Annotated in this window: 28 protein-coding genes and 1 riboswitch; of the genes, 3 read left to right on the top strand and 25 right to left on the bottom strand. The window is 41.0% G+C overall.

The window, feature by feature from the left end; all coding sequences use genetic code 11:
• Positions 1-108: 108 nt before the first annotated feature.
• The 7 genes from JJ692_RS10675 to JJ692_RS10645 all read right to left on the bottom strand — a co-directional run bounded on the left by JJ692_RS10675 (position 109) and on the right by JJ692_RS10645 (position 5520).
• Positions 109-834 (bottom strand): hypothetical protein, encoded by a 726-nt coding sequence (locus JJ692_RS10675; protein WP_024422812.1) that lies wholly within the window; start codon positions 832-834, stop codon positions 109-111.
• Positions 835-852: 18 nt separating this feature from the next.
• A complete protein-coding gene (locus JJ692_RS10670; protein ID WP_024422813.1) occupies positions 853-1056 on the bottom strand; it encodes a DUF2768 domain-containing protein in 204 nt (67 codons plus the stop codon).
• A gap of 266 nt (positions 1057-1322) precedes the next feature.
• On the bottom strand, positions 1323-2360 hold the full coding sequence (locus tag JJ692_RS10665; protein ID WP_024428086.1) for an NAD(P)H-dependent glycerol-3-phosphate dehydrogenase: 1038 nt from the start codon (positions 2358-2360) through the stop codon (positions 1323-1325).
• A 14-nt stretch (positions 2361-2374) separates the two neighbouring features.
• The gene (gene der / locus JJ692_RS10660) at positions 2375-3685 is read right to left on the bottom strand and encodes a ribosome biogenesis GTPase Der (RefSeq protein WP_024422815.1); all 1311 of its coding nucleotides are present in this window, start codon (positions 3683-3685) and stop codon (positions 2375-2377) included.
• A gap of 159 nt (positions 3686-3844) precedes the next feature.
• Positions 3845-4039, bottom strand: coding sequence for a capping complex subunit for YIEGIA (locus JJ692_RS10655; RefSeq protein WP_008344527.1), 195 nt, complete (start codon positions 4037-4039; stop codon positions 3845-3847).
• Positions 4040-4045: 6 nt separating this feature from the next.
• On the bottom strand, positions 4046-4930 hold the full coding sequence (locus JJ692_RS10650; protein ID WP_024422816.1) for a YIEGIA family protein: 885 nt from the start codon (positions 4928-4930) through the stop codon (positions 4046-4048).
• Positions 4927-5520: a YphA family membrane protein gene (locus JJ692_RS10645; protein ID WP_459536347.1), complete on the bottom strand. Its 594-nt coding sequence runs from the start codon at positions 5518-5520 to the stop codon at positions 4927-4929. The genes JJ692_RS10650 and JJ692_RS10645 overlap by 4 nt, the downstream gene beginning before the upstream one ends.
• A gap of 129 nt (positions 5521-5649) precedes the next feature.
• On the opposite strand from JJ692_RS10645, the gene JJ692_RS10640 reads away from it, so the two are divergent.
• Positions 5650-5781 carry a YpzI family protein gene (locus tag JJ692_RS10640; protein ID WP_073206119.1) on the top strand — a complete coding sequence of 44 codons (132 nt, stop codon included), beginning with the start codon at positions 5650-5652 and terminating at the stop codon, positions 5779-5781.
• A 203-nt stretch (positions 5782-5984) separates the two neighbouring features.
• Here JJ692_RS10640 and fni read toward each other — a convergent pair whose 3' ends face one another.
• The 17 genes from fni to JJ692_RS10555 form a co-directional block, all read right to left on the bottom strand.
• On the bottom strand, positions 5985-7040 hold the full coding sequence (fni, locus tag JJ692_RS10635) for a type 2 isopentenyl-diphosphate Delta-isomerase (protein WP_122631047.1): 1056 nt from the start codon (positions 7038-7040) through the stop codon (positions 5985-5987).
• Between the two features lie 14 nt (positions 7041-7054).
• A complete protein-coding gene (gene rpsA, locus JJ692_RS10630) occupies positions 7055-8206 on the bottom strand; it encodes a 30S ribosomal protein S1 (RefSeq protein WP_056767151.1) in 1152 nt (383 codons plus the stop codon).
• Positions 8207-8429: 223 nt separating this feature from the next.
• On the bottom strand, positions 8430-9107 hold the full coding sequence (gene cmk / locus JJ692_RS10625; protein WP_024428083.1) for a (d)CMP kinase: 678 nt from the start codon (positions 9105-9107) through the stop codon (positions 8430-8432).
• Positions 9108-9178: 71 nt separating this feature from the next.
• Positions 9179-9361 carry a DUF5359 family protein gene (locus tag JJ692_RS10620; RefSeq protein ID WP_024422820.1) on the bottom strand — a complete coding sequence of 61 codons (183 nt, stop codon included), beginning with the start codon at positions 9359-9361 and terminating at the stop codon, positions 9179-9181.
• A 63-nt stretch (positions 9362-9424) separates the two neighbouring features.
• Positions 9425-10072, bottom strand: a complete 648-nt coding sequence (locus JJ692_RS10615) for a flagellar brake protein (RefSeq protein WP_041117839.1) — start codon at positions 10070-10072, stop codon at positions 9425-9427.
• A gap of 102 nt (positions 10073-10174) precedes the next feature.
• A complete protein-coding gene (ypeB, locus tag JJ692_RS10610) occupies positions 10175-11524 on the bottom strand; it encodes a germination protein YpeB (RefSeq protein WP_024422822.1) in 1350 nt (449 codons plus the stop codon).
• Positions 11525-11540: 16 nt separating this feature from the next.
• Entirely contained in the window at positions 11541-12452 is a 912-nt protein-coding gene (gene sleB, locus JJ692_RS10605; RefSeq protein ID WP_133744155.1) for a spore cortex-lytic enzyme, read from the bottom strand.
• Positions 12453-12586: 134 nt separating this feature from the next.
• Positions 12587-13243 (bottom strand): glutamic-type intramembrane protease PrsW, encoded by a 657-nt coding sequence (prsW, locus tag JJ692_RS10600; RefSeq protein WP_024422824.1) that lies wholly within the window; start codon positions 13241-13243, stop codon positions 12587-12589.
• Between the two features lie 155 nt (positions 13244-13398).
• On the bottom strand, positions 13399-14370 hold the full coding sequence (locus JJ692_RS10595; protein WP_024422825.1) for a YpdA family putative bacillithiol disulfide reductase: 972 nt from the start codon (positions 14368-14370) through the stop codon (positions 13399-13401).
• A 124-nt stretch (positions 14371-14494) separates the two neighbouring features.
• On the bottom strand, positions 14495-15769 hold the full coding sequence (locus JJ692_RS10590) for a Glu/Leu/Phe/Val family dehydrogenase (RefSeq protein WP_007500982.1): 1275 nt from the start codon (positions 15767-15769) through the stop codon (positions 14495-14497).
• A 196-nt stretch (positions 15770-15965) separates the two neighbouring features.
• Positions 15966-16544, bottom strand: coding sequence for a genetic competence negative regulator (locus JJ692_RS10585; RefSeq protein WP_024422826.1), 579 nt, complete (start codon positions 16542-16544; stop codon positions 15966-15968).
• A gap of 165 nt (positions 16545-16709) precedes the next feature.
• Positions 16710-17498, bottom strand: coding sequence for a metallophosphoesterase (locus tag JJ692_RS10580; RefSeq protein WP_024422827.1), 789 nt, complete (start codon positions 17496-17498; stop codon positions 16710-16712).
• An 87-nt stretch (positions 17499-17585) separates the two neighbouring features.
• Positions 17586-18041, bottom strand: coding sequence for a DUF2663 family protein (locus tag JJ692_RS10575; protein WP_206533724.1), 456 nt, complete (start codon positions 18039-18041; stop codon positions 17586-17588).
• Positions 18042-18105: 64 nt separating this feature from the next.
• Positions 18106-18888, bottom strand: coding sequence for a LysM peptidoglycan-binding domain-containing protein (locus JJ692_RS10570; protein WP_206533723.1), 783 nt, complete (start codon positions 18886-18888; stop codon positions 18106-18108).
• Positions 18833-19474, bottom strand: a complete 642-nt coding sequence (locus JJ692_RS10565; protein ID WP_206533722.1) for a CPBP family intramembrane glutamic endopeptidase — start codon at positions 19472-19474, stop codon at positions 18833-18835. The genes JJ692_RS10570 and JJ692_RS10565 overlap by 56 nt, the downstream gene beginning before the upstream one ends.
• Positions 19471-20979 carry a RecQ family ATP-dependent DNA helicase gene (locus tag JJ692_RS10560; protein WP_206533721.1) on the bottom strand — a complete coding sequence of 503 codons (1509 nt, stop codon included), beginning with the start codon at positions 20977-20979 and terminating at the stop codon, positions 19471-19473. The genes JJ692_RS10565 and JJ692_RS10560 overlap by 4 nt, the downstream gene beginning before the upstream one ends.
• On the bottom strand, positions 20972-22024 hold the full coding sequence (locus tag JJ692_RS10555; RefSeq protein ID WP_206533720.1) for a YpbB family protein: 1053 nt from the start codon (positions 22022-22024) through the stop codon (positions 20972-20974). The genes JJ692_RS10560 and JJ692_RS10555 overlap by 8 nt, the downstream gene beginning before the upstream one ends.
• 267 nt (positions 22025-22291) lie before the next feature.
• On the opposite strand from JJ692_RS10555, the gene JJ692_RS10550 reads away from it, so the two are divergent.
• Positions 22292-22540, top strand: coding sequence for a ferredoxin (locus JJ692_RS10550; protein WP_008361239.1), 249 nt, complete (start codon positions 22292-22294; stop codon positions 22538-22540).
• 232 nt (positions 22541-22772) lie between these two features.
• Here JJ692_RS10550 and JJ692_RS10545 read toward each other — a convergent pair whose 3' ends face one another.
• Positions 22773-23354: a riboflavin transporter FmnP gene (locus tag JJ692_RS10545; protein WP_041109656.1), complete on the bottom strand. Its 582-nt coding sequence runs from the start codon at positions 23352-23354 to the stop codon at positions 22773-22775.
• Positions 23355-23498: 144 nt separating this feature from the next.
• Positions 23499-23629, bottom strand: a riboswitch (FMN riboswitch).
• A gap of 287 nt (positions 23630-23916) precedes the next feature.
• On the opposite strand from JJ692_RS10545, the gene serA reads away from it, so the two are divergent.
• Positions 23917-25491: a phosphoglycerate dehydrogenase gene (serA, locus tag JJ692_RS10540; RefSeq protein WP_122631053.1), complete on the top strand. Its 1575-nt coding sequence runs from the start codon at positions 23917-23919 to the stop codon at positions 25489-25491.
• Positions 25492-25525: the final 34 nt, after the last annotated feature.

Below are 25525 nucleotides of genomic sequence, written 5' to 3'. Positions count from 1 at the left end.
TATGACGTTGTCCTATTTGAATATGACACCTTTTTGTTTTGAGAGTAAGTTAGCCATAAAAAAACCTTTCTCCTCATTTATATGCAGAGGAAAAAGGTTCATTCTTGTTTATGACGTCTTTTTTTCTAAAAAGGCAGGCTCACCTTTTTTGTTGATGGTATATGGGACAGAAAACGCGGGTACAAACGGGGTTTCCTGCCAATATACATCTTGAATGTTTTCACCTGGTTTCAGCTTTTGCTTCGTATTCTTCAAAATGTGAGCAAAATCACTGCGGTAGTCCACATAGATGTCACCGTTTGATGAAATCAGTAATGGGAGGGAATTCCCTGTCACAGGACTTATCACCGCAGGGGGCGATTTTAATCCTAGTTTTTTTTCATTTAACGTATATAAATTGGCTGATACGACTTTGCCGTATGGCGGATATGTATGTTCATCTTGATATATCTTGATTCTAAGCCGTAATTCATTGATGGTCTGCGTCATTTTGACATCAAGCAGTTTCACAGTGGGTTTCTTTTCGACGTCTGTGAGGACATAAATATATTCGCCCCCGCCTTCATAAGATGTAGACGGTACATCGTGTAAATATCTTGGTGACAAGCGCTTAAAGTCGATGACATATTTCTGATAAACCGGCGTGTCTGCTTCTTTCGTTTCTATAGGCAAAAGACCATTTGTTGCTTTTTGAAATTCCTCAATCGCTGTCTGTACACTTTGCAGCTGCTCTTCGTATGGCACCCGGTTCTCAGCTTTGCGATTTTCTGGATACAGACATCCTGTTAATAAAATAAGTGCTAACAGTGTGACACTGACTTTTGCTTTGATCATCACATTCTTCCTTTTTCTTTATTCATTGACCGGTCCGCTAAAGACAACTAAAAACACAATGATACCTGATATCAGCATCAAGCTGTATGCAACGGTCGAGGCCGTTATTTTAAGAAATTTGCTTTTCAGCTTAAACCTGCTGAGATAAATGGTTACTACGGCTAAAAACATGAGCCCCATTGAACCAAGCGCAAACCACATCTTGATTAAAGCAAAACTCATCGTGCCTGTCCCCCTTCAAAACGAACGAATTGTAAGCGTTTATATTTCATTTTAAACCAAAAATAAGGTAAATATCAATCATTTTTCCAATCATTCAGAAAAAAGCGCATAAAAAAACTGAAGCAAAGAGGGGGACTCTGCTTCAGTCATTGGATCGACTATTTTCCTCATTCTGTAGAGGCAAAGCTCTATTCAAACTTCATTGCTATGTTATGCAAGTCTTCCCCTTCTTGCATCCTCTACATGCCTAAGTTCAGTCTTTCCTTTTATTTTGTTTGGTTTTCAAACATGTTCACAAGGTCTTCCATCTCATGTGTTTTCACACGTGCCATCAATGATTCTACAGCATCGTCCACCTTTTTCCCTTCAAACAGGACGCCGTAAAGAGCCTCTGTGATCGGCATGCTGACCTTGTATTCTTTGGAGAGCTGATAAGCGCCTTTTGTTGTGCGGACGCCTTCGACAACCATGCCCATTTTTTCAAGCACTTCTTCGAGCTTATATCCTTTACCGAGTAAATTCCCGCAGCGCCAGTTACGCGAATGAACACTTGTACATGTCACGATCAAATCGCCAACGCCTGTTAATCCAGCAAATGTAAGGGGATTCCCTCCCATTTTTGTGCCAAGACGTGCGATTTCAGCAAGTCCTCTTGTGATAAGCGCCGCTTTTGCATTGTCACCATATCCAAGTCCGTCTGTGATACCAGCCGCAAGAGCAATGATATTTTTCAATGCGCCGCCAATTTCCACCCCAATCACATCAGGGTTGGTGTACACTCTAAAATGATTGTTCATGAACAAATCTTGAACAAATTGAGCTGCTTCAATGTTTTCTGACGAGACAGTGACAGTTGTCGGATGACGCAGACCTACTTCTTCTGCATGACTCGGTCCTGATAGGACAACGACAGCCTCTCTTTTCTCAGATGGGACTTCTTGTTCAATCATTTGAGAAATTCTAAGAAGTGTATCTGGTTCAATTCCCTTACTGACATGGACAAATGGCACCTTCGATGAGATCAGCTCATTTGCCTGCTTCAATACCTCACGAATGGCCTTTGTTGGCACAGCGACAATAACCGCCTCTGTCCCCTCTAAAGCCTGCTTCATATCGGTTGTCGCCTGAATAGACGCTGGCAGTTCGACATTTGGCAAGTAATCATGATTTTCATGTTTCTCATTGATTTGATCAATGAGCTCTTGTCTATGTCCCCACATGTGTACATCATGATGATTATCAGCTAATACAAGCGCAAGAGCTGTTCCCCAGCTGCCTGCTCCAAGTACTGAAATTTTCTTCATCCTGCTCACCCTTTTTATTTTCTCGCTCTCGCAAATATTTTAATCGGTGTTCCTTCAAAACCAAATGCATCTCGAATGCGGTTTTCTAGGAAACGCTCATAAGAAAAGTGCATAAGCTCTGGATCGTTGACAAACACAACGAAGGAAGGAGGCTTAATGGCCACCTGTGTTGCATAGTAAATCTTTAGGCGCTGTCCGTTATGGGTCGGCGTTGGATTCATCGCCACCGCATCCATGATGATATCATTTAAAATATTGGTTTGAACGCGCATTGCATGGTTTTCGCTTGCTGTGATAATGGACGGCATTAATGTATGAATTCTCTTTTTCGTAAGAGCAGACATAAACAAGACAGGTGCATAATCAAGGAATTGAAAATGCTCGCGGATGTTTTGCTCAAATTCCTTCATCGTACGCTCATCTTTTTCAACAGCATCCCATTTGTTCACAATGATGACAACAGCTTTACCAGCTTCGTGTGCATATCCAGCAATTCGTTTATCCTGCTCAATAATGCCTTCCTCGCCGTCAAGTACAACAGCGACAACGTCAGAGCGGTCAATGGCTTTTAATGCACGAAGTACACTGTATTTCTCTGTTGTTTCATATACTTTCCCTTTTTTCCTCATACCTGCTGTATCAACAATGACAAAGTCACGCTGATTGTACGTAAACATCGTATCGACAGCATCTCTTGTTGTACCAGCGATGTTGCTGACAATAACGCGGTCTTCTCCGAGCATCGCATTCACTAAAGAAGATTTCCCTACATTCGGACGGCCAATTAAGCAGAACTGGACAACTTCTTCATCATATTGCGTATCCGGTAAATTCTTAAAATGTTCTGCCACTGCATCAAGCAGATCACCAAGACCTAATCCGTGTGTTCCAGAAATCGGATACGGCTCGCCAAATCCGAGTGCATAAAAGTCATACACGTCGCTTCTCATTTCAGGGTTGTCCAGTTTATTGACAGCAAGTACAACTGGCTTTTTCGTGCGATATAAAATTTTTGCGACTTCTTCATCCGCAGATGTCACACCATCTCGGCCATTCACCATAAAGATAATGACATCCGCTTCGTCCATTGCGATTTCTGCCTGATGGCGAATTTGCGCCAAGAATGGCTCATCTCCAATATCAATTCCACCAGTATCTATTAAATTAAAGTCATAATTTAACCATTCAGCAGAGCTATAGATTCGATCTCTTGTTACACCAGGTGTGTCTTCTACAATCGATATTCTTTCGCCTGCGATTCGATTAAAAATTGTAGATTTTCCAACGTTGGGCCTTCCAACAATGGCTACGACAGGTTTACCCATAGTACCCTTCCTTTCAATCCAGCCGCGATTCAATATGTTCATCATCATGTTTCAACCGGGATTTATAATTTTCATTCAGTTTTATGAAATAAACCCTTCAAACATGAAGGGTTCAACTTATATATTATATCAATTTTTAATCAGACCACAATGAATAACTTAAAAATGTTTGACAATCAAGTAAAGATCTTCTCCAATGCCGTGTGCAATTCCATCTAAAATGGCCTCTAAATTCATGGCATACATGTCGAGCTCTTCTTTATTTTCACAGAAAAAAACCGCTGTTCCGCCAATGACCCGCTCTTTATTAGTTGTTGCCACAGCCAATATAAATTGTTCAATGGTGTTCGCCATGCCCTATTACCTCACTTTCTTTTTAATGAAATCTGTCGGCATTCTTATGGCATTTTCTAAAATAGGCACCTCTTCTAATACACGGACAGCCAAATCTTCACGCTGCCATTGCGGTAAAATGAACACACCAAGTGTACCGGTATTCAGATCACGTTTTGCGAGTGGACAGAGCGATGGTTCACCAGAATCGCGGTACACACCAAGCACGTTCGATAAATCAAATAAAATGGCTTGCCGCTGTCCAAGGTTAGCAATCGTTGTAGCAGAGTTGAAATTTTTCGGTGTCAAAATAAAACCCATCCCATGCTCTAAAATGAGCTTTTGCTTTTCAGGCAGCCCGATATTCATAATGTATATATCATTCACATAAAGCCCTGCCCCATCAAAGCGAAGTTCCCCTTTTTGAATGCTGACGATATCCTTTAATTGACTGCCTGACATTAATAGCTTTGCCATGAAAAAACAAAGAATACCGACCACTGTTCCAACAACAAGCGAGAAGAAAATACAGGCTGTCGTTGTAATAAGTGCAGTGAGAATCGCAATATAATTTCGACTTTCAAAGGCAATGGCAATGCCTTCTATATATGTACTGCCTCGTGAGACAAGCTCATACGAATCCATTTGGGTTAACGTATTTCTTTCCATATTTCGGACATCTCGAAATTGCGTGGCTGCCAAAGTGAGAAAGGTAATCGCTGTAAATTCCTCCTGAATTAGTGCAGGCATAATGATCGCACCTAATCCTGACGCAATAAAACCAAGTGCAATGTGAATCACTTGTCCATGAATATACGTAGGGTATTGCCGGTAATCCGTTCTTAACATGTAAAGTCTGGCCGCCATCCCAAAGATGACACCAATAATCACAGGAAACGTATAGTCTGTCATGTTGATTTTGCAGCCCCTTTTACTGATTTTCTTGATGAACGGGCGTTCAAGAGCTTTTCAAACTGATCGACACCTAATAGGAAGACGGCTCCTTGTACAACGAAGGAAAGAAAAGAGAGATCCCCTATGACAATTGATGATGTGAGGCGGTGAATCGTCAGCGCATAAAGGGCTTCGCCAAGACATACTGACATCATCCATAAGGTGATTCTTTCCGTTAACGGCTGTCCATATGTCATACACATTAAGATCAGCAGGGCAAATACGACCCAATCCACCTTTATTATCGTGAACCAAACAGGGTCATATAATGCAAATATCATAAAAAAGGCATACGCGCTCACCATCGAGCCCAATTGCATGATTTTCATCATTCGGTAACTAGGCCTGAATATGACGAAAGCAGCACATGCATATAAAAAAGTCATCAAGAAACCCGCATTGATGCTTATATCTAAAACGGATATCATGACATGACTGAATATAATATGGACAAGTACACAGATGCCCAGCACGGTGCGCCACAAACTTTTTTCCATGATAAATGTCACCATAATCCAAACGAACCATATAGACCAATAATAGTACAAAGCCTCCAACGCCTCATCACCTCAATTACATTATGGGAAAATCCCCAATTTTTAAACATGCGGATCGTTACCGGCTTTGTATGAAATAAACAAGAGGTGACACCCTAATAACCTGAGGAGGGATACATGATGGGAAAAGATAGACAGGAAAAGCGTTTAAAGGCGTCAAGAAGAGTGGAATCTGACCGCGATCAATCCATTCATCATAAGGGTGCAACAGCATTAGAAGGTCCAGAAAGCGCTCGAAAAAGAAATCAATAAAAAAAGGCATGTGATCATCACATGCCTTAGATTTGTTGACAAAGGGCTAAAATGATGTTTATTTTAGCCCTTTGTCTTCTTTTCAGCGTGATAGAAAACCTTTGCAGCCCTAGGAAGGACGAGTACCGGAGCGGAGCGAATTGTACATTCGTGAGCACCGGCACCGAATGCGAGGGTTTGTCTACGCGCTGAGGCATGTGATATCACATGCCTCTCTTACTATAGTACGTTGTGTCAACGCCTCTTTCTTTGAGCCAATGACTTGTTTCCCCCGAGATCACAACTTGAGCCTGTCTCAGTTCTTCAATCGTCTTCACGCCAAGCACTGTCATCATCATCTTGATATCTTCTTGAAGTTCCATGATATCTGCGATGAGGCCGCTTTCTCCTCCACTGGTCAATGATTTTAAGAAAAATCCAGCTAGACCAGCAGCAGATGCGCCAAGAGCCATTGATTTGGTTACATCAAGAGCATCTTGAATACCTCCGGAGGCTAAAATCGTTTGATTCGGAAAGGCTGTATGTACTTCAGCAAGACTCGCTGCAGTTGGAATTCCCCATTGATCAAAATAACGAAGTGCTTTTTGGCGGCGGAGATTTTCAATCTTAGAAAAGTTCGTTCCACCAAATCCGCCTACATCAACGGCTGCAACCCCAGCATGGAATAACTTTCTTGCCGTCTCCTTGCTCATGCCAAATCCGACTTCTTTTACAACAACAGGCACACCAACAGATTCAACGATAGCTGCAATCCGCTCAAGCGCCCCTCTGAAATCGCGATCGCCTTCAGGCATGACAATCTCTTGGATGACATTCAGATGAATTTGGAGCATATTTGCCTCGAGCATGTTGACTGCTTCTTGAGCTTGCTTCATTGTCGCTTCACTGCCTAAATTCGCAAATACAATTCCATTCGGATTGACTTTACGAACGACTTCATATGTTCGTCTTTCTTCTTTATCTTTCAGTGCAGCCATTTGTGATCCAACTGCTACTGGGATATTGGTCTCCTTCGCTGCGATCGATAAAGAGCGGTTGATCTCATAGGTGGATTCTCCGCCTCCGCCAGTCATTGCATTGATAAAAATTGGCGAACCGAAAGTCAGTCCGCCAATTGTCGTATGTGTATCAATTTGTGATGTCGCAAGATCTGGTAAACTGGCGTGAACGAAGGAAACATCATCTAAACCTGTTGCTGCATGCTGGCCAGTGGACAGCGCATGCTCGATATGCTGCTTCTTTCTTTCTGCTCGCGTCAATTTTGATCACCAAATTATTTTAGTTTATTGAGTTTATCGCCGATCAGGTCACCAAGCTGGAATCCGCTTGTGTTTTCTTCTTTCGCCTGATATTGACGATAATCCTCTTCGATTTGTTTTTCAGGATTTTCTTCTAAATCACGGATGCTTAGTGAAATGCGCTCTTCGTCTTCATTCACATCAAGCACTTTCACTTTCACAGTCTGCCCTTCTTCAAGGACTTCTTGCGGCGTGCCGATATGTTTATGAGAGATTTGGGAAATATGCACAAGCCCTTCTACACCTGGCAGAATTTCAACAAATGCACCAAAGCTCACAAGACGTTGAACGGTTCCTTCAAGCACATCACCTTGTTTTACCTTTTCACCAATTTGGCTCCAAGGTCCTGGTAATGTTTCTTTAATAGATAGTGAGATACGTTCGTTATCACGATCAACAGCAAGTACTTTGACCTTGACTTCTTGTCCTTCTTCTACTACGTCAGATGGCTTTTCAACATGCGCATGGGATAGTTGAGAAATGTGAACTAATCCATCAATGCCGCCAATGTCAACAAATGCACCAAAATCAGTAAGCCTCTGCACTTTACCATCAATCACACTGCCTACTTCAAGCTTTTGCAGGAAGTCTTGCTTTTTGTCTAATTGCTCTTGCTCAACGACTGCACGGTGCGAGAGAATCACGCGATTTTTTTCGCGGTCAAGTTCTACCACGACAAGTGAGAGTGTTTTCCCTTTGTAATCTGTGAAGTCTTCTACATAGTGTGCTTCTACAAGAGATGCAGGAATAAATCCGCGCACACCAATGTCAACGACAAGACCACCTTTTACAACGTCTTTTACTTCAGCTTCAAATACCTCTTTTGTGTCAAACTTTTTCTCTAGGTCTTCCCAAGCGCGGTCTGCATCAACAGCACGTTTAGATAAAATCAAAGCATCGTCTTCGACCTTTGTTACTTTAAGCTCTAACTCGTCGCCATCTTTCACGACATCTGATGCTTTTTCAACGTGAAGACTTGATAATTCACTGATTGGGATGATACCAGGTTGTTTCACATTGACGATATCTACATTGACATGCTTGTCCTCAACTTTAGAAACAATCCCTTTCACTACATCTCCAACCTCTGGTACCTGAACATCGATTTGATTCATTTCCTCTGTCATTTCGATAACCTCCTTGGTCCAAACCTACACAGCTTAGTTAAAACGACTGGGCGAATATGTGTCTTAAGCATGATGATTGCCAGCCGAATATGTATTATAGAAACATTCAAATCAATATAATTGCTTGAATGATCAATAAAAATAGTATTAGTATAAACTTCTAATAAAAGACCTTGTTTGTCAAGAGATAAACCTCTAACTTATAAAAGTTTTCTAAAATTTCTTACTGTTTCTCCACGCGGTCTGCTGCATCTAAAATTTTCCCTGCCACCTCTTGAATAGAAAGGGAAGTGGTGTCAATCTCAATGGCGTCATCTGCTTTCTTCAAAGGTGAAACTTCGCGCTCAGAATCAAGCTTATCGCGTCTTGCAATCTCTTCGATCAGCTGATCGTAATTGACATCGTAGCCTTTTTTCTGATTCTCTTCAAAGCGGCGTTTTGCTCTTTCTTCTACTGATGCAAGCAAGAAAATTTTCACTTCAGCATCTGGAAGTACGTGAGTGCCTATGTCTCTTCCGTCCATAACGACGCCGCCTCGTTTGCCAAGCTCTTGCTGCCTGCGGACCATTTCTTCCCGAACAGCTCTGTGCTTTGCAACAACCGATACTTGGTTGCTTACGCGGTCTGTGCGAATATCCTCTGTGACATCCGTATTGTTTAGATGGACTTTTTGACCCTCGTCTGTTGTTACTAGTTCAATGACCGTTTTTTTCAGTAATGAATCAAGTGCCTGTTCGTCTTCAAGGTCTACACCTTGATTGAGTGCCGCAAGTGTAATCGCGCGGTACATAGCACCTGTATCAATATAAATATATGATTTTTTGGCTGCGACAATTTTTGCCACAGTGCTTTTGCCTGCTGCTGCAGGACCGTCAATTGCAATAGATAATTTCTTTTTCATAATACCTCTCCTTGATTGAATCTCCCTTATGAATTGTAACACGATCACCGCTCAAACGGGGGAATTTTCTATCAATCCTTCTGCTTAAACGTTTCAATCCATTCTTCAATGCTCATGTTGTTCACACCCTCATACTGCACGACTTTTGACAAAAAAAGTTCTCCTTTCGTCAAATGAAGTGTGATCTGAACGGTGAGCAATAAAACAAGCTGAATGAGCACCACTTTCAATAACCATCTTTCCATTGTCTTCATACAAAAAGCCTCCACGCTAGATTCTTTCCTCTCTAGTATGGAAGCTTTTTACACCCTTTATTCTTATGCTTTTTTCACACGTGTTAAAAGCTGCTGCTGGAAGCAGTATTTCATGATGTGCTGCTGGTGGTCATTTGTGATCTCTGAAAACTCCATGATCGCTCTTTTTTTGCCAGACTGTTCATCTTCATATACTCGATTCATCTCTGCAACCGCTTTTATTTTCACGGGCTCTTTTAGGGGTAGTTCAAACTCTGTGACCACTTCTCCATATTCTTTCAATGACACGCCCTCAGGAACAGAGATTGCTACGCCGCCAGCACTCATATTTACAATAAACGTCTCAAAGGCCTCTTCGTCCGTTTGCATGATAGTAGCTTTGACCATCGTATCCACTCTCAGATATTCTCTACGCTGAAGGCGAATCATTTCTTCTTTTGGCGGAATGGAAATGACAATCATCGGAATATCTTCTTTTCTTTTTCCGATGACTTCGCTTGTACATTTGTATGGAATTTGGTTTTCGTCAAAAAAGAAGACGGTGATTTCTGTTTGCTGGTTTAAGTAGATGGTGCGTCCCGTTTCTTTATCAGCTGGATAATTAATGCAAATATCATCGTTATTATTTTCCAAAACCTTCGATTTTGCTGTTTTCACTTCTTTGTTCTCATTGACATATTCAATTGTGATTGCATCCCCTATTTGTAACATTCCTCATCACTCTTTTCATCTGTGAAATCGTATCCTCTCCTATATTAAACCATGTCTAAAACAAAAGGAAAAGACTTATTAGCCTTTTCCTCGTTTCCTTTTTTATAGGTCTTTATATATAGGTTCTGCGTTTTTTAGTTTATCTACTCGCTCTTCTTTTCCAGTATCTGCATTAATGAACATGCGATACGTATCGTTTTTTATCGTTCCGAGGAACTCATAGCACAGAACTTCCTCTGACATATCATTTTGCACAATCGCTAAATGAGTATCTTCGATCTTTACATGCTGATTTAATGTTTTCTTCGCTTCTTTTTGCGAGATTTTAGGTGCTTTAATGTCTCGTGTTTTATGATTCGTTAAGTAATCCTTCGCTGAAAACCCAACAACCTCACCATCGTCCAATGCGACTTTCATGCGTATACTATCTGGATAAAGCAGAACATTTTTCTGAAGAGGAACATAGGTAAATACACCGATATTATCAAATTGTGCACTTTCATCTAAATGGAACGATTCTGTGTCAAACCCTTGCTTCTTTAGGAAGCTGAGTGCTTTTTCTGATGCCTCATTCAAACTGATTTTCTGTTTTTTCACGTCACGATTCTGAAGTAGGTAGACTGGGTGTCCTCCTTTTTCAGTTAAATCTAGATAAAAGTTTGCATGGCTGTCTGGATCAGACATCGATAAGCTGTACACGTCGCGATTGGTTTTGCTGCCGCTTTTTCTCACTTTAAAATGTTGATTATGGTCTGGTGTGAATTGCTGTGCAATGCGGATCGCTTCTTTTTTTGAAATCTTATCGCCTTTTAAATGATTGTAGCCTTGTGTTTCTTTTTCTGTGGACACATTTGTAGGCCCAAGATCGACATCTGCAAATGCATCTGCATTTCTCTCGACTGTTTTCAGCCCGTCAATGATGGTGTTGTCGTTCTTTCGATCGCCGTCAGCGAGCGCCATTTCAACATCCATCCATTTTAAGTTTTTATTAAGTACGAGGTGCTGCACTTGTCTAAGTTCGTTTTGGATATCTGACGCTTGATTATATAGAGCTGTAATGGTTTTGTGCGTATCTTTATTCAATGGTTCATCTGATAAAGATTTGACTGATGATTTGTAGCTAAAATCTCCGACATTCGCCAGGAATTCTTCCGTTTTATTAAAAGGCATCAATGTAAGCGGGAGCTGGCTGACATTGTTATGCGCTTCTGATGACATTCTCCATACATCAGCAAGTGCTGGTGAGATGGATGTTTGGCTGTTCATCGCAAGTGTTGCGCCCAGTTTGTCATGCAGCTGATCCACCTGATACGTTAAATCATGGAATGCTCTTTGGTAGTTGTTCTCAGCATGAAGCAGTACGGCGTCTTTTTCTTGATGTTCTTTATAGCCCCAGTAACCTGTTGAGATGACAGCAATTCCTAAAATAGCAATCAATATTCCTCTGATCATTTATTTACACCTCTTTTTATTCGCAGAATATATGTTTCCCGATTCGTTTAATTTGTGGTCTTCCCCAAATCCATGGACTTGTTGCTGTATCAGGATTAAAGTAATAGATGGCGCTCTCAGATGGATCCCAGCCATTGATTGCATCAAATACAGCTTTTTTTGCCGTTTCATCTGGCGTCATATAAAATTGCCCATCTGCTACAGCAGTAAACGCAAGCGGTTCAAAAATGACTCCTGCGATCGTATTTGGAAAGGTCGGATTGTTCAAACGGTTTAAGATAACGGCCGCGATGGCCACCTGTCCTTCATACGGCTCACCTCTTGCTTCACTGTACACAGCTTGCGACAAGAGCTGAATGTCATTACTAGAAAAACCACCAGGCATGTTGGCTGCTGTTTGTTTTGGTGTTTGATTTCCCTGCTGGCTGCCTGACTGATTGCCAGACTTCCCAGATGATCCACTTTGACTTTTTTGATTTTCGTTTGTACCTTGGGCTGTCTTTTTTTGCGAGCTTCTTTGCGCAGGAGCCTTTGTTTGCTGATCAAGAGGCTTCCCGCCATAATGGGTAAACTGGTTCCCTTCCTGCAGCTGCTTTTGAACAAACTCTTTGTAGTATTTCGTCTTTTGAACTAATAAGCTTTTTGTTTTCTCACCTACAAGTCCATCGACCTTCTTCATGCCAAATTGGCTTTGAAAGTTGCGAACGGCCCAGTACGTTCCCCAGCCATAGACGCCATCGATTTTGCCATTGTAAAAACCATTGTATTGGAGCCGCGCTTGCAGCTCGACTACATCTTCTCCTGTTGCCCCGCGCTGGATGACTTGGGCGGTGAAGGCTTCACTTTTACTGGCTGTCAAAAGTGAAGACACAAGAAGAACGATTGAGAAGATAAGAACAATTTGTTTCATGAAACGAGCTTTATCCATATTTGATCCTCCTGTACTTTTGATGTTTGAATATATGTTTCTTCCGATCCCTATTTTTATACATTCAACACAGGAGAGAATTGGATGGAAAAGACAAAAAAACGCCCTATAAACAAATAGGACGTTTTCCAAAATTAAATTTGCACCATTTTTACCGCACGGGCTTTTTTTGCTTTCCTTAAACCAAACCACCATAAAAAAATCATGAACGGCACCATGATATATCCCCAGTTTTTCATCCCTAATAGAATGAAATCATACAGGCCGTGAAACAGCACAGGGAGCGTTAAAGAAAGGATCAGCCATTTGCGCTGCTCTTTTTTATCAGAGAAGCGGGCTTTTCCGATATAAAAACCCATCACAACACCAAATAATGCGTGACTTGATACAGGTAATAAAGCACGGGTAAACGCATATTCGACCCCGTGACCGACTAAGTAAAGGATATTTTCAAGTGTTGCAAAACCAAGTGAGACACTCGTTCCATACACAATTCCGTCATAGTGTTCGTCAAACTGGGCATGTGCATAAACGCTGACCATTAAAATAAACCATTTTAATGATTCCTCTAAAAAGCCCGACGTCACAAATGAAATCAAGATAGGATTTGTTGCGATATTTTCCTCTTGAAGGACATATTGAATAAACATGGTTGGAAACACAAGTATGACACCTAGCATAAAAGATCTGATGACCATGTGAACCGGCTCATTGTCGTACTGATCTTTCAAATAAAAATAACTTAAAAGTGCGATGCCGGGAGCTAAACCTGCTGAGATGATTGCGATCATAACCAGACCTCTTTCCCTACATTATCCTTCATTATCGTACCATGATTTACCCTTTTTTTATATGACTCGGGCCTATTTTTCTAAAAATACCTTTCTATATAATCCCAATTTATATAAAAAAGAACCGAACCCCTTTGAAGGATTCAGTTCATTTTTTATCCGTTGATTCTTTTGTTGATTTCTTCTGCAATGAGTCCGCCATGAAATCTTCCATTTTCAATGAAAATTTCATTGGCATTATTTCCAGCAGCAATGACTCCCGCAATGAAAATACCTTCAACATTCGTTTCCATCGTCTGTTCATCAAATGCTGGACGGCCTGATTCTGGATCAATCGTGACACCCATTTTTTCTAAGAAAGAATGATCTGGATGATAGCCAGTCATAGCAAATACATAGTCACTTTTCACTCGATCCGTTTGATTTTGCTGGTTTGTAAAGATCACATCTTCTTCTGTGATTTCTTTCACCTGCGCACCAAACTCCATTCGAATTGTTCCATTACGGACAAGCGCTTCAAACTCTGGTAAAATCCAAGGCTTGATGCTGGATGAATATTCAGTTCCTCTATACAGCACAGTGACTCTGCTTCCGCATTTCACAAGTTCTAGCGCAGCATCCACACTGGAGTTCTTTCCGCCGATCACCGTCACATCTTTATCAAAATATGGATGTCCTTCTTTAAAATAGTGATATACGTGGGGAAGGTCTTCTCCTTTGACGTTCATATAGTTTGGATGATCATAGTAGCCAGTCGCAATGACGACGTAATCACATGAATAGTTGTCTTTTGATGTATTCACCGTAAAACGGCCATCTTGTTTCGTCACGGCGTTTACTTTTTCAAAAGCATGTACACGCAGTTTTTTTCGTCTGACGACCTCTCGGTAATAAGAAAGTGCCTGAATACGAACGGGCTTACGGTTCTCAGTAATAAAAGCGACATCACCGATTTCAAGCTTTTCACTTGTACTAAAAAAGGTTTGATGTGTTGGGTAATGATAAATACTATTCACGACATTCCCCTTTTCAATCACAAGTGCATCAATCCCAATTTGCTTAAACGCGATGGCAGCTGATAACCCGCATGGGCCGCCTCCTATTATGATCGCTTTTTCTTGTTTCATTTGTTCCACTCCTGTCATTTCACTGCAATAACAATTGCTGGGCTGTTTGATTCTTTGTTCCATTCCATAAAAAAATCTCCTATTTAAGGATAGGAGATTTTAAGGCGCGATGCAAATCAGCCGCTTAAATCCAGCCTCTGAATCGAGAAGCTTCAGCCATTTTACGTACACCGACCATATATGCAGCAAGACGCATATCGATTCGGCGGTTTTGCGCCATTTCATAAATATTATTAAATGATTTCACCATCATATCTTCTAAACGAGTTTCAACTTCTTCTTCAGTCCAGTAGAACCCTTGGTTATTCTGAACCCATTCAAAGTAAGAAACAGTTACACCACCCGCACTCGCAAGTACGTCTGGAACAAGCAGTACACCACGATCTGAAAGAATTTTAGTTCCTTCCAGTGTCGTTGGGCCATTTGCTGCTTCTACGACAATTTTGGCTTTAATGTTTGCCGCATTATCTTCTGTGATTTGGTTTTCAATGGCTGCAGGTACTAAGATATCACAATCCAGCTCAAGCAGCTCTTGGTTTGTAATTGTATCGTTAAATAGTTTAGTGACGGTTCCAAAGCTGTCACGTCGGTCAAGCAAGTAGTCAATGTCTAGACCATCTTCATCGTATAATCCGCCGTATGCATCTGAAATCCCTACGATTTTTGCTCCAGCATCATACATGAATTTAGCTAAGTAGCTTCCTGCATTTCCGAATCCCTGTACGACAACACGAGCTCCGTTAATGTCAATTCCTTTTTTCTTCGCCGCTTCTTTGATGCAGATCGTCACACCTTTTGCTGTTGCAGTATCACGTCCGTGTGATCCTCCAAGAACAATTGGTTTTCCTGTAATAAATCCTGGCGAGTTAAATTCATCAATTCTAGAATATTCATCCATCATCCATGCCATAATTTGAGAGTTCGTAAACACGTCTGGTGCTGGAACATCTTTTGTTGGTCCAACGATTTGACTGATGGCGCGAACATAGCCGCGGCTTAGTTTTTCAAGCTCTCTGAATGACATTTCTCTTGGATCACAGATAATACCGCCTTTTCCTCCGCCATAAGGAAGATCCACAATTCCACATTTTAAACTCATCCAAATTGAAAGCGCTTTTACTTCTTTTTCCGTAACGTTCGGGTGGAAACGGATTCCGCCTTTTGTTGGACCGACAGCATCATTGTGCTGTGCACGGTAACCAGTGAAAATTTTCACCGATCCATCGTCCATACGTACTGGAATTTTGACCGTTAATAGACGAATTGGCTCCTTCAGCAATTCATACACTTCCTGCGGATACCCTAATTTGTCTAGCGCTTTATGTATGACGGTTTGAGTTGACTTTAAAACATCTAGCTTATCTTCTGCGTTATGAGCGGCGTTTTGATCGGCTGCCATTAAAATAAACCCCCTAGAAATCTTTCATGATCTACTGCTCCCTTTCAAGCAATAGTATACACCTTCGTACTGGTAAAGCAAAGGTAAAAAGCGTTTTTTATCAAAATAAAATATCAGCGTTTATAAATATAAAAAAGGATATAAAAAAATACTGTTGTTTCATCACAACAGTATTAAATATAATAGAAAAAAGTGATTAAAAATACATTTGAATCGTTTTCACAGCATCGTCTTGCATGATCACTTTTCCATATTCTTTTAGCCGGTGAATGGTGAGTGTCGTAGGTGAACCAAACTCTGCTAAAATCGAAATGACTGTATCAGCAGATAATTCTCCAACATCATCCAGGCTGAGATAATATTGACCTTCATAATGGTAAACTGTACCCCCTAAAAGTCCAATACGACTTAAACTATGGGACAGTTGAATCACATCTTCAAACGAGGCAAATTGATAGAGCACATGCTTACTCTCGTCGAGCTTGACTTGCATCTCAATGTAATCTTCATCAAACTCATCATCAGCATCTTCCTGCTGACTCTTTGTGACAATGACGACCATCCCCTGCGCCTGAAGAGAAAATACTTCAACAGCAATCGGTCCATTCGCTTCAAAACCGAGCTCCTGATTCGCTTCGTTCATCATGTCTTTAAACAGCTGATGGACTTTGAACGAATCTTTCCAAAGGTCTTCTTTCGTAAGACCTCGGTCTGTCAGGTCATCTAGTGTGAGAAAAATTTTGATTTTATTATAATTCAGACGCTCCAGTCGCATAACGTTCCCTCCTGCCTCTTCTAAACACACATCATACTGTAGTATATGAGATGATGAGTCATAGGTTCTTAATTTTGTATTCAGTTTACACTGTGTCAAGACGGAAGACAAGCATGAAGCTATGCTTACGGTGACTTTTATGGAAAATATTGAGGGTGCCGCAAGTTAACGCGTTTTTAGAGGCATTAAATAGATCAGATGGGTTTCTGGTTCTGCTCCGAGACGCATGGGAATTTTTGTTGTTCCGTAGCCATTACTAATGAGAAAGAACGCACCTTTGACCTGACCTGTTCTTCCTTTTTCATACGGTCCAAATTTCCCAATTCGGATCTGTCCCCCATGCGTATGACCGCTCAGGACAAGATCGATTCCCTCTTCTTCACTCATCAAATGATGTACATCTGGATTGTGTGATAAGAGAATATTGACATCTTCTTTCACAAACTCTGGCCGTATCGCTTCATAATCTGCTTTTTCAAGCCGAATATCATCAATTCCTCCGATTTTAATTCGCTGGCCATTGAAATTCCATACAGCCGTTTCATTTTGCAAAGTCGTGACATCGTATGCATGAAGAATCTCTTTAAACCTTTGCTGATGCAGCTCATGATCATTATTCCCCCAAACAAAATAAACCGGCGCAATTCTTGATAAACGTTTCACATTTTCTTCAATCCTTGCGTAGGGCACACCTTTTTCTGCTAAATCTCCGCCAATCATAATCACATCTGGCTCTTCCTGTCTGATTTCTGCTAATAAAGTGTCACTGATGAGACGTCTGTGTGTATCAGAAATAAAGAAAATGACAGCAGGCCGGTCTGATTGAAGTGCTTCTATTGTAAAGTAATGCTTTTTGATGTTGTTTTGTTTTGCCGTTTTCACCATTTTTGCCGTTACACACACACCTGTTGTAACAGCCGCAATGGCGGCAGTAAATCCGATGGCATATTTCATCACAAATGGCTCCCTTACATATCTTTCTTTCATAAGACGCTTGAATGAAAAAAGACGTTTCAACTGTTAAACGTCTTTTTTTCTCATTTATTTACTTTCATAATAGAGATTAATGTCAAATTGCTTCTGCATATAGTGAAAAACCGCCTCGCGCTCTTTCCACTGATTTGATTGCGGCCATAAGTCTGTGCTCTTTTGTATAATTTCACATCGAAGCCGATGATATTCATCCTCAGCCTTTTCTTCTTTTTTCTTATAGTAATAAGAGGCGTAAAAAGCAAAGACCTCGGCCATGATCCAAAACAGAAATACTTCATGACCAAGCAGTGTGGCAATCATGGCTTCCGGCTGAAGCGAGCTGCCTCCCGCATTTGCCGTGATCACAAAATAAAACAAAAGAATAGCCAGCGATAGAAGGGCTGTCCATTGCCATCTTTTGCACTGCTTGGCAAAACCCTCATATTTATGCTTTCTTTTGATCAATGTTTCCATCATCTTCTGTGTCGGCTGATCCATATATCGGCTGATTGTGTGCAATGTCATCACATACACCCTGTCCCTTTTTTCTACATATGTATGTGCATGCTTCTTCGTTCATGTCAGGTGATTAGTTTTCTAGTGGAATATTCAGCACTTGACCACTGTACACGCTGTTACCTTTTAAATGATTATAGGCTCTAATTTTCTCTTCACCCGAACGGTTTTTGTAATATTTCATTGAAATTCGATACAGGTTTTCCTCTGGACCAACAGTGTGCTGCACGACACGGACTGGCTTTTCTTCCTGCTTCTTTTTCTCTTCGGCTTCTTTTCTTTTTTTCTCTTCCTGTTGCTTTTGCAAGGCTAGCTGCTGCTGTTCACGCTTTTTGGCAGCTTCAGCTCTCTCGCGTTCTTTTTCTTTCGCTGCTTGTTCACGCTCTTCTTTCTCTTTAGCAGCTTTTTCTTTTTTCTTCTGTTCAGCTTTTTCTTTCAATCGCTGTTTTTCTTCCTCTTTCTTTTGCTTCTCATCATCAGACGCATCCGCTTTATTAGCGCTTGAGTCATTTTTCGTTTCGACAAGTGCTGACGGGACTGGGTCTGTGTCAGCACTTGATGTAGAATCAATATTATATACATCTTGATTATTATTATGGTTGATTTCCTTTGATGTGTAGTAGATCAAAAGGAAGAACACTGTGACAACGATAATAGGAAAGATAATAGCCAGTGTTGTAAACAATGGATTGCGTACCTTTTTCGTGCGCTGTTTTTTATATTCATGAAAATCTTCTCGTGTAGGAAAGTGAGAGTCATCTGAAGGCTGAACTTCTTCTTCAAAAATTTCCTCTACATCATCATGGATGTTTGTCAGCTGCTCCTTCTTTCTCTTCATTCTCGACATTTCTTCCATGTTCATCCCTCCCCCTATATTTCAAACGAATTTGACAAGCAAAGACTAAGTCAATGACAAAATGGGTCATGACAGGAACAAATAAATTCCCCGTCCACTCGTATAAAAGTCCTAAAAAAATACTAATAGAAACCACAAGGATAAACAAGAGTATTTTTGATAAGTAGCGAAAGTGAAGGAGCGCAAACACAATACTGGCAATTTCCAGTCCAAATTGCTGCTGGACGATCCCTCGGAATAGAATTTCCTCTGAAAAGGCGATGAGCAGGGTTAACCAAACAATATGCGGGATGCTGCGGTTTTTGAACATTTTTTCATTTAATCCGCCATCATCATACATATGAGCAGGAAACACCTTCATGACAATCGCATCCACAATGATCACAACCGCAGCGCCGCCAATTCCATAAGTCAGTATCCGCGCATCTTGGATCTCCCAAAGAGATGTGAAATCTGTCCAATGATCAAACATAAATATACCTAGTAAATAGGAAATGACCAGCATCAGCAGCTGCGTGAAATACAGCTGTTCTACCACTTGTCGATCGGTTAATTTTTCGATGATCCGGCGATGTTGTTCAATCAATGCTGCGCCTCTTTTGTCAGATGAAACATACGATCCAGCACGGTCTTCCAGTGTTTCATTTCATTCAGCTCCAATGGTTGATCTTTTTTTTCATAATCAGACAGGTCAAGTCCGCAAGAAGAGCAGCAGCTGCCAGAGGATGCGCTCTCTGTTTGATCAAGCTGTTCGTAAAAGTATGATAACAGAGATTGTCTAAAGCAGCCATGATCTGTGATCCGCTCCTTAAATTGCCACACTTTTCTCAGTTTTTCTGTTTGTCTGTCCTGCAATTTCTCTTTCAGTTTCATCAGGAGCACACGCGGCTCGTCAGACTGATACATCCTGTAATAATGGATCAGCATTCTTGCACGTGTCTCCTGAAGCCCTGATTCCATTAATTGTTCACGTAATTTCTTTTCATCATTTGTCTGCATTTGTGTCAGCCTGGCTAAGAAGAAATCAATTTCTGGCTCATCAAAGCCCTCTGCTTGTATTAAATGCTGTTGAATGTCCGCATCCTCTTCTGTATATAAAAGAATGCTGACACTCTTTTTCCCGTCCCGTCCTGCTCTTCCAATTTCCTGCATAAATGCTTCAATTGACTGCGGCGGGCTCATATGAATAACAAATCGTATATCCGCTTTATCAATTCCCATTCCAAAAGCACTTGTACAACAAATAAGATCAAGCTGTCCGCTGATAAATTGCTGCTGAATAAGCATACGGTCTCCTGCATCCATTCCGCCATGGTAATACTCTACACGCTGATGGGTTTTTTGTTTCATAATGAGCGCCATATCTTCTGTCATTTGCCGGGTTGGGCAATAAATCAGACCGGGACCTTGCAGATATTCAACAAGCTCAATGGCCCGTTTTTCTTTTGCTTCTTTCGTTTCGTGCGCTTCTTTGACTAATGCGATGTTTGGCCGGTTGACAGAATGAATATGAAAGTCTGGATGCTTCAATCTTAACGTTTGTACGGTATCTTTTAGCGTTTGTTTTGTTGCAGTTGCCGTCAGTGCTAAGGCGACAGGATGACCTAACGCTTCTCTCCATTCTCCCAGCTTGGAATATTCCGGACGGAAATCATGCCCCCATTCGGATATACAATGGGCTTCATCGACGACGAACAGACCAATATGCATCGATTTGAGCTGTTCTAGCAGTACCTCTGACATTAATGCCTCAGGGGCGACGAATAAAAATTTATATGATGGCAAATGCCGAATGATATGTCGTCTCTCCTGAAAAGACAATGTGCTGTTCAGTGCCGCCACTCGTTTTTCTCCGCGCATTTTCATTCGTTCGACTTGATCCTCCATAAGCGATAACAGTGGCGAAATAATGAGAACTAATCCATCTGTCATATAGCCGGGAATTTGATAGCAGATGGATTTCCCGCCGCCAGTAGGCAGCATGGCCACCGTATCCTTTTGATTCAGTACACTTTGAATAATGTCCTCTTGACCCGTTTTAAATGAGTCGTAACCAAAATATCGCATGAGCGTCTGATGAAGCTTATCCATTTGCTTTCACCATCCTTGTCAGAGCCAATCGTATTTGAAAATAAGTAAATGGATGTTCGAGTTTTTCTTTAATCAGCTTCATCTTATTTGTCTGAAGCTCTCTGGCTACTGCATGAATGGTCTGCTGCTGTTCTTCGCTCACATACGGCTCTATTGAGAAGCTCGGTTCATGTATGGAAAGCTCGACAATATGGTCTTCGATCGTTGCCTTTTTTAAAGAGCGAATGTGAGCAATTTGATCAATATCAAAGCCTTTTTGCACAAGCTCGAGCGTTTTGTGCGTAGAGGTTGTCAGCACGCGTTTGAATTCAAGGTCACCTACGAGCTTTTGCATGAGCTGCGCCTCACCTTTTTGGGCAGCATGAATAAAATAATGGAGGACATTCCAAAAAAGCAGGTACACATACCACACATCTTCTTTTAGCCACTCTGCCATTTGCTGATACGTACGCCCAATTCTTTCATTTGAGGTCAATGAATAAACAAATATCAGCGCCTCTTGATCACTTATACGGCTAAGGAGCTTTTCGAGTTCATGATGGAGCTCTTCCGAAAGCTTATTCTTCTCGTGATGCTGTTTTAAGAAGGATTTCGTCCAGCTTTGTACAGATACATCTCTTTGTATTGGGACATATTGATGCGATCCAGCCAGATGGTGAGACAGCACTTGTACAAGTAACGAGAGCCTCATCCATAACACCTTTGCTTTATCATGATATTTGGCACCATGAAAATAAGCTGGCATCGGTTTTTCTGAGAAATACTGGTTTAGCATTTGCTGTCCTGCATCTGTAACAATGAATGTCTCCCCTGTTTTTTTGATGTAGTGCTTTTCGTCAAGCTTTATAGTAGAGCGATTCAGCTGATCCCTCGTAAACCCCGGGTAACAGCCGAAATACTTTGAAAGCTGAAACAAACTGGCATCCTGTATGGTTTGTGATGATTTTTTTCCTTTAAAAAGATGGTAGACAGCACTTATGGAGCGTTCGCCGTTCAATTTATATACGCTGTCCATTAACATGACATCCAAGTAATGAAGAGTCATTCGCCAAAGCACCTGTCTTCCTGACAAAATTCGAATATTTTCTCCCTTTATTTTAACAGATTTCATAGAAGAAGAAATGTTTAAACTCAATTTGTGGGGGAAAGTTATGAACAAACCCTTATGTGATAAGCATTCTCAATCACTTTACAGTTGAAATGTGAAATTAAAATCATTACAATAAGGTTTGAGGAAATTGTTTTTTATCGGTGAAACTAAAAAGGTTAGACCATTTGTTCCATCGAACAATCTGGGAGGTATTTTTTTAACATGGCAAAATATACAATTGTAGACAAAGACACATGTATTGCTTGCGGCGCATGCGGTGCAGCTGCTCCAGACATTTATGATTATGATGATGAAGGCATTGCATTTGTTACGCTTGATGACAACCAAGGGACTGTAGAAGTTCCAGAAGTACTTGAAGAAGATATGCTTGATGCATTTGAAGGATGTCCAACAGATTCTATCAAAGTTGCGGACGAATCTTTCGATGGTGACCCGCTTAAGCATGAATAGTATAAAAGCCCCTTATACAGGGGCTTTCAGCATGTAAACAAACCCTCGCATTCGGTGTCAGGTCTGCGCTCCAGTGCTCACGAATATTCAATTCGCTCCGCTCCGGTACTCGTCCTTCCTAGACTGCAAAGGTTTTCTATCACGCTGAAAAGAAGACAAAGAGCTAAAATAAAGATCATTTTAGCTCTTTGTCAACAATCTAAAAGCCCCTTATACAGGGGCTTTTTTTATATTAACTATTTTGAAGTCGGCGTTTATTTTCAAACCATGGACGCATTTTCACAAAAATGAGGCTAAACACGATGGTAATGATGATTCCTTTAATAAAGTTAAATGGTAAGATCCCTGCTGTAATGGTCGTCTTGAGCGCATGATCAGATAGTTCTGGCGCGTTTAAGAACCATGTGTAAGCTGGCAGGAATAAGAAGTAATTTAAAATACTCATCATCACAGTCATAAGCAATGTACCCGCGATCATAGACCATGCCATCCCTTTTGCTGATTTGATTTTTTTAAACATAAAGGCGACTGGCAAGATAAATAGTGTGCCTGCAATGAAGTTCGCGACTTGCCCAACTGGAACGCCGGACATACTGCCTTGAATGAGGTAATGCAGTACATTTTTTAAAGCCTCAACAGCAATCCCTGCACCCGGTCCATAAATTAAAATTGCAATAATCGCCGGGATATCACTGAAATCAATTTTCAAATAAGCTGGAAGACCCGGGAAAGGAAAATCCAATAAAATTAACACAAACGAAATACTACTGAGCATACTGGTAACAACTAAACGCTTTACTTTACTTTGATTCAATATTCTCTCTCCTTTTCGATCAAATCTTTCGAAAAGAGGATTGTTCCATTTTAGCCACAAAAAAACCGCCCTTGAAAACAGGAGCGGGGAAATTGGGCTAGACAAATAAACGTGTGAACATCAATGTTTTCAACGTTTATGAACCTCCATCTTCTCCCATCCAGACTATACTGTCGGCTTCGGAATCACACCGAATCCTGCCAAAAAGGCTCGCGGGCTTAGAGACTATGCTCATCACCGCCGGTAGGGAATTGCACCCTGCCCCGAAGATTGATCATTATTCAATTCGACATCATTATATATGATATATGAGCATTTGTACAGATAAAAATCCTGAGCAAATTCATCAGTTTTAAGAAATCGTAAAAAACACAAAAATTCTAATGACAAATGCGCAAAAATTGGTTATCTTTTGTTTAAAGGTGTTCATTCTTTATAAAGACACAAAGAAATGTTCGTGTTTTCTTTTTCACTTTACTGCTTTAATTTGATTGACACAGTGAAAAGGAATATGGTAAATTATCAGATATTTATGACGTTTATTTTAGGAGGAAATCTTACGATGTTTCGAGTATTAGTCTCAGATAAGATGAGCAATGATGGTCTTCTACCACTTTTAGAATCAGATTTTGTTGAAATTGTCCAAAAAAATGTAGCAGAAGCAGAAGATGAATTACACACGTTTGATGCCTTACTTGTCAGAAGTGCCACAAAAGTAACGAAAGAGCTTTATGAAAAAATGACTTCCTTAAAAATTGTCGGCCGGGCCGGTGTGGGAGTAGACAATATTGACATTGATGAAGCGACCAAGCATGGAGTCATCGTGATCAATGCACCAAACGGTAATACGATCTCGACAGCTGAGCATACGTTCGCTATGATTTCATCACTTATGCGTCATATTCCGCAGGCCAATATTTCTGTCAAATCAAAAGAATGGAACAGAGGTGCATATGTTGGTGCTGAGCTTTACGGAAAATCTCTTGGGATTGTCGGTTTAGGCAGAATCGGAAGTGAAATCGCCCAGCGTGCAAGAGCATTTGGCATGACAGTCAACGTGTTTGACCCATTTCTCACAAAAGAACGTGCAGAAAAAATTGGCGTCAATGCGAAATCACTTGATGAAGTACTCGAAGTATCAGATATTATTACGGTACATACGCCATTAACAAAAGAGACAAGAGGACTTCTCAATAAAGAAACGATTGCAAAAACGAAAAAAGGTGTTCGCCTTGTAAACTGTGCGCGCGGCGGCATTATTGACGAAGCTGACCTTCTCGAGGCACTTGAAAGCGGCCATGTCGCAGGAGCTGCACTCGATGTATTCGAGGTAGAACCTCCAACTAATAATCCGCTTGTGGATCATCCACACGTCATTGCAACTCCGCATCTTGGTGCCTCTACAAAAGAAGCACAATTAAATGTAGCGGCGCAAGTATCTGAAGAAGTCCTTCAATTTGCAAAAGGCCTTCCTGTCATGTCATCTATTAATCTACCAGCGATGACAAAAGACGAGTTCAAAAAGATTCAGCCTTATCATCAATTTGCAGGAAAACTTGGACGTCTTGTCTCTCAATCCATGAGAGAACCTGTAAAAGAAGTAGGCATTTCTTACGAAGGCTCTATTTCAAAACTCGAAACATCCTTTATCACAAAGAGTCTCCTGTCAGGGTTTTTAAAAGAGCGTGTTGATTCGACTGTGAATGAAGTAAATGCTGGAATGGTCGCAAAAGAACGAGGCATTAGCTTTAGTGAAAAAATTTCTTCCAGCGAATCTGGTTACGAAAACAGTATTTCTATTGAAGTCAAAGGTGATCTTTCAACCTTTACTCTTAAAGCGACTTACATTCCGCATTTAGGGGAACGCGTCGTTTCTATTAATGGCTTTAATATTGATTTTTACCCAGATGGACACCTTGTCTATATCCAGCATACAGATGCACCTGGTGTGATTGGAAAGGTTGGACAGATTTTAGGCGACCATGATGTCAACATCGCAACAATGCAGGTGGGACGTAAAGAAAAAGGCGGCGAAGCCATTATGATGCTTTCTTTCGACAAGCATCTAGAGGACGAAATTGTGAAAAAATTAACTGAAGTGCAGGATATTCTTTCTGTCCGCCTGATTGACCTATAAAAAACAGTGATAAACCTCATGCTTTGCATGAGGT

This window comes from Bacillus sp. 3a (genome assembly GCF_017161885.1).
In the GTDB taxonomy this organism is placed as follows: domain Bacteria; phylum Bacillota; class Bacilli; order Bacillales; family Bacillaceae; genus Bacillus; species Bacillus safensis.
This window is presented reverse-complemented; position numbering and strand designations above follow the sequence as displayed.

Coding starts and splice junctions, on each gene's coding strand:
- JJ692_RS10585 (WP_024422826.1), bottom strand. CDS start 16,544: ATGCGACTGGAGCGTCTGAATTATAATAAAATCAAAATTTTTCTCACA.
- JJ692_RS10595 (WP_024422825.1), bottom strand. CDS start 14,370: ATGAAACAAGAAAAAGCGATCATAATAGGAGGCGGCCCATGCGGGTTA.
- JJ692_RS10580 (WP_024422827.1), bottom strand. CDS start 17,498: ATGAAATATGCCATCGGATTTACTGCCGCCATTGCGGCTGTTACAACA.
- serA (WP_122631053.1), top strand. CDS start 23,917: ATGTTTCGAGTATTAGTCTCAGATAAGATGAGCAATGATGGTCTTCTA.
- JJ692_RS10665 (WP_024428086.1), bottom strand. CDS start 2,360: ATGAAGAAAATTTCAGTACTTGGAGCAGGCAGCTGGGGAACAGCTCTT.
- JJ692_RS10655 (WP_008344527.1), bottom strand. CDS start 4,039: ATGGCGAACACCATTGAACAATTTATATTGGCTGTGGCAACAACTAAT.
- ypeB (WP_024422822.1), bottom strand. CDS start 11,524: ATGATCAGAGGAATATTGATTGCTATTTTAGGAATTGCTGTCATCTCA.
- prsW (WP_024422824.1), bottom strand. CDS start 13,243: ATGATCGCAATCATCTCAGCAGGTTTAGCTCCCGGCATCGCACTTTTA.
- JJ692_RS10650 (WP_024422816.1), bottom strand. CDS start 4,930: ATGACAGACTATACGTTTCCTGTGATTATTGGTGTCATCTTTGGGATG.
- sleB (WP_133744155.1), bottom strand. CDS start 12,452: ATGGATAAAGCTCGTTTCATGAAACAAATTGTTCTTATCTTCTCAATC.
- JJ692_RS10615 (WP_041117839.1), bottom strand. CDS start 10,072: ATGTTACAAATAGGGGATGCAATCACAATTGAATATGTCAATGAGAAC.
- rpsA (WP_056767151.1), bottom strand. CDS start 8,206: ATGACAGAGGAAATGAATCAAATCGATGTTCAGGTACCAGAGGTTGGA.
- JJ692_RS10640 (WP_073206119.1), top strand. CDS start 5,650: ATGGGAAAAGATAGACAGGAAAAGCGTTTAAAGGCGTCAAGAAGAGTG.
- cmk (WP_024428083.1), bottom strand. CDS start 9,107: ATGAAAAAGAAATTATCTATTGCAATTGACGGTCCTGCAGCAGCAGGC.
- JJ692_RS10575 (WP_206533724.1), bottom strand. CDS start 18,041: ATGACATTGCACACAATCAGCCGATATATGGATCAGCCGACACAGAAG.
- der (WP_024422815.1), bottom strand. CDS start 3,685: ATGGGTAAACCTGTCGTAGCCATTGTTGGAAGGCCCAACGTTGGAAAA.
- JJ692_RS10555 (WP_206533720.1), bottom strand. CDS start 22,024: ATGACTCTTCATTACTTGGATGTCATGTTAATGGACAGCGTATATAAA.
- JJ692_RS10670 (WP_024422813.1), bottom strand. CDS start 1,056: ATGAGTTTTGCTTTAATCAAGATGTGGTTTGCGCTTGGTTCAATGGGG.
- JJ692_RS10675 (WP_024422812.1), bottom strand. CDS start 834: ATGATCAAAGCAAAAGTCAGTGTCACACTGTTAGCACTTATTTTATTA.
- JJ692_RS10560 (WP_206533721.1), bottom strand. CDS start 20,979: ATGGATAAGCTTCATCAGACGCTCATGCGATATTTTGGTTACGACTCA.
- JJ692_RS10570 (WP_206533723.1), bottom strand. CDS start 18,888: ATGGAAGAAATGTCGAGAATGAAGAGAAAGAAGGAGCAGCTGACAAAC.
- JJ692_RS10620 (WP_024422820.1), bottom strand. CDS start 9,361: ATGAAGACAATGGAAAGATGGTTATTGAAAGTGGTGCTCATTCAGCTT.
- JJ692_RS10550 (WP_008361239.1), top strand. CDS start 22,292: ATGGCAAAATATACAATTGTAGACAAAGACACATGTATTGCTTGCGGC.
- JJ692_RS10590 (WP_007500982.1), bottom strand. CDS start 15,769: ATGGCAGCCGATCAAAACGCCGCTCATAACGCAGAAGATAAGCTAGAT.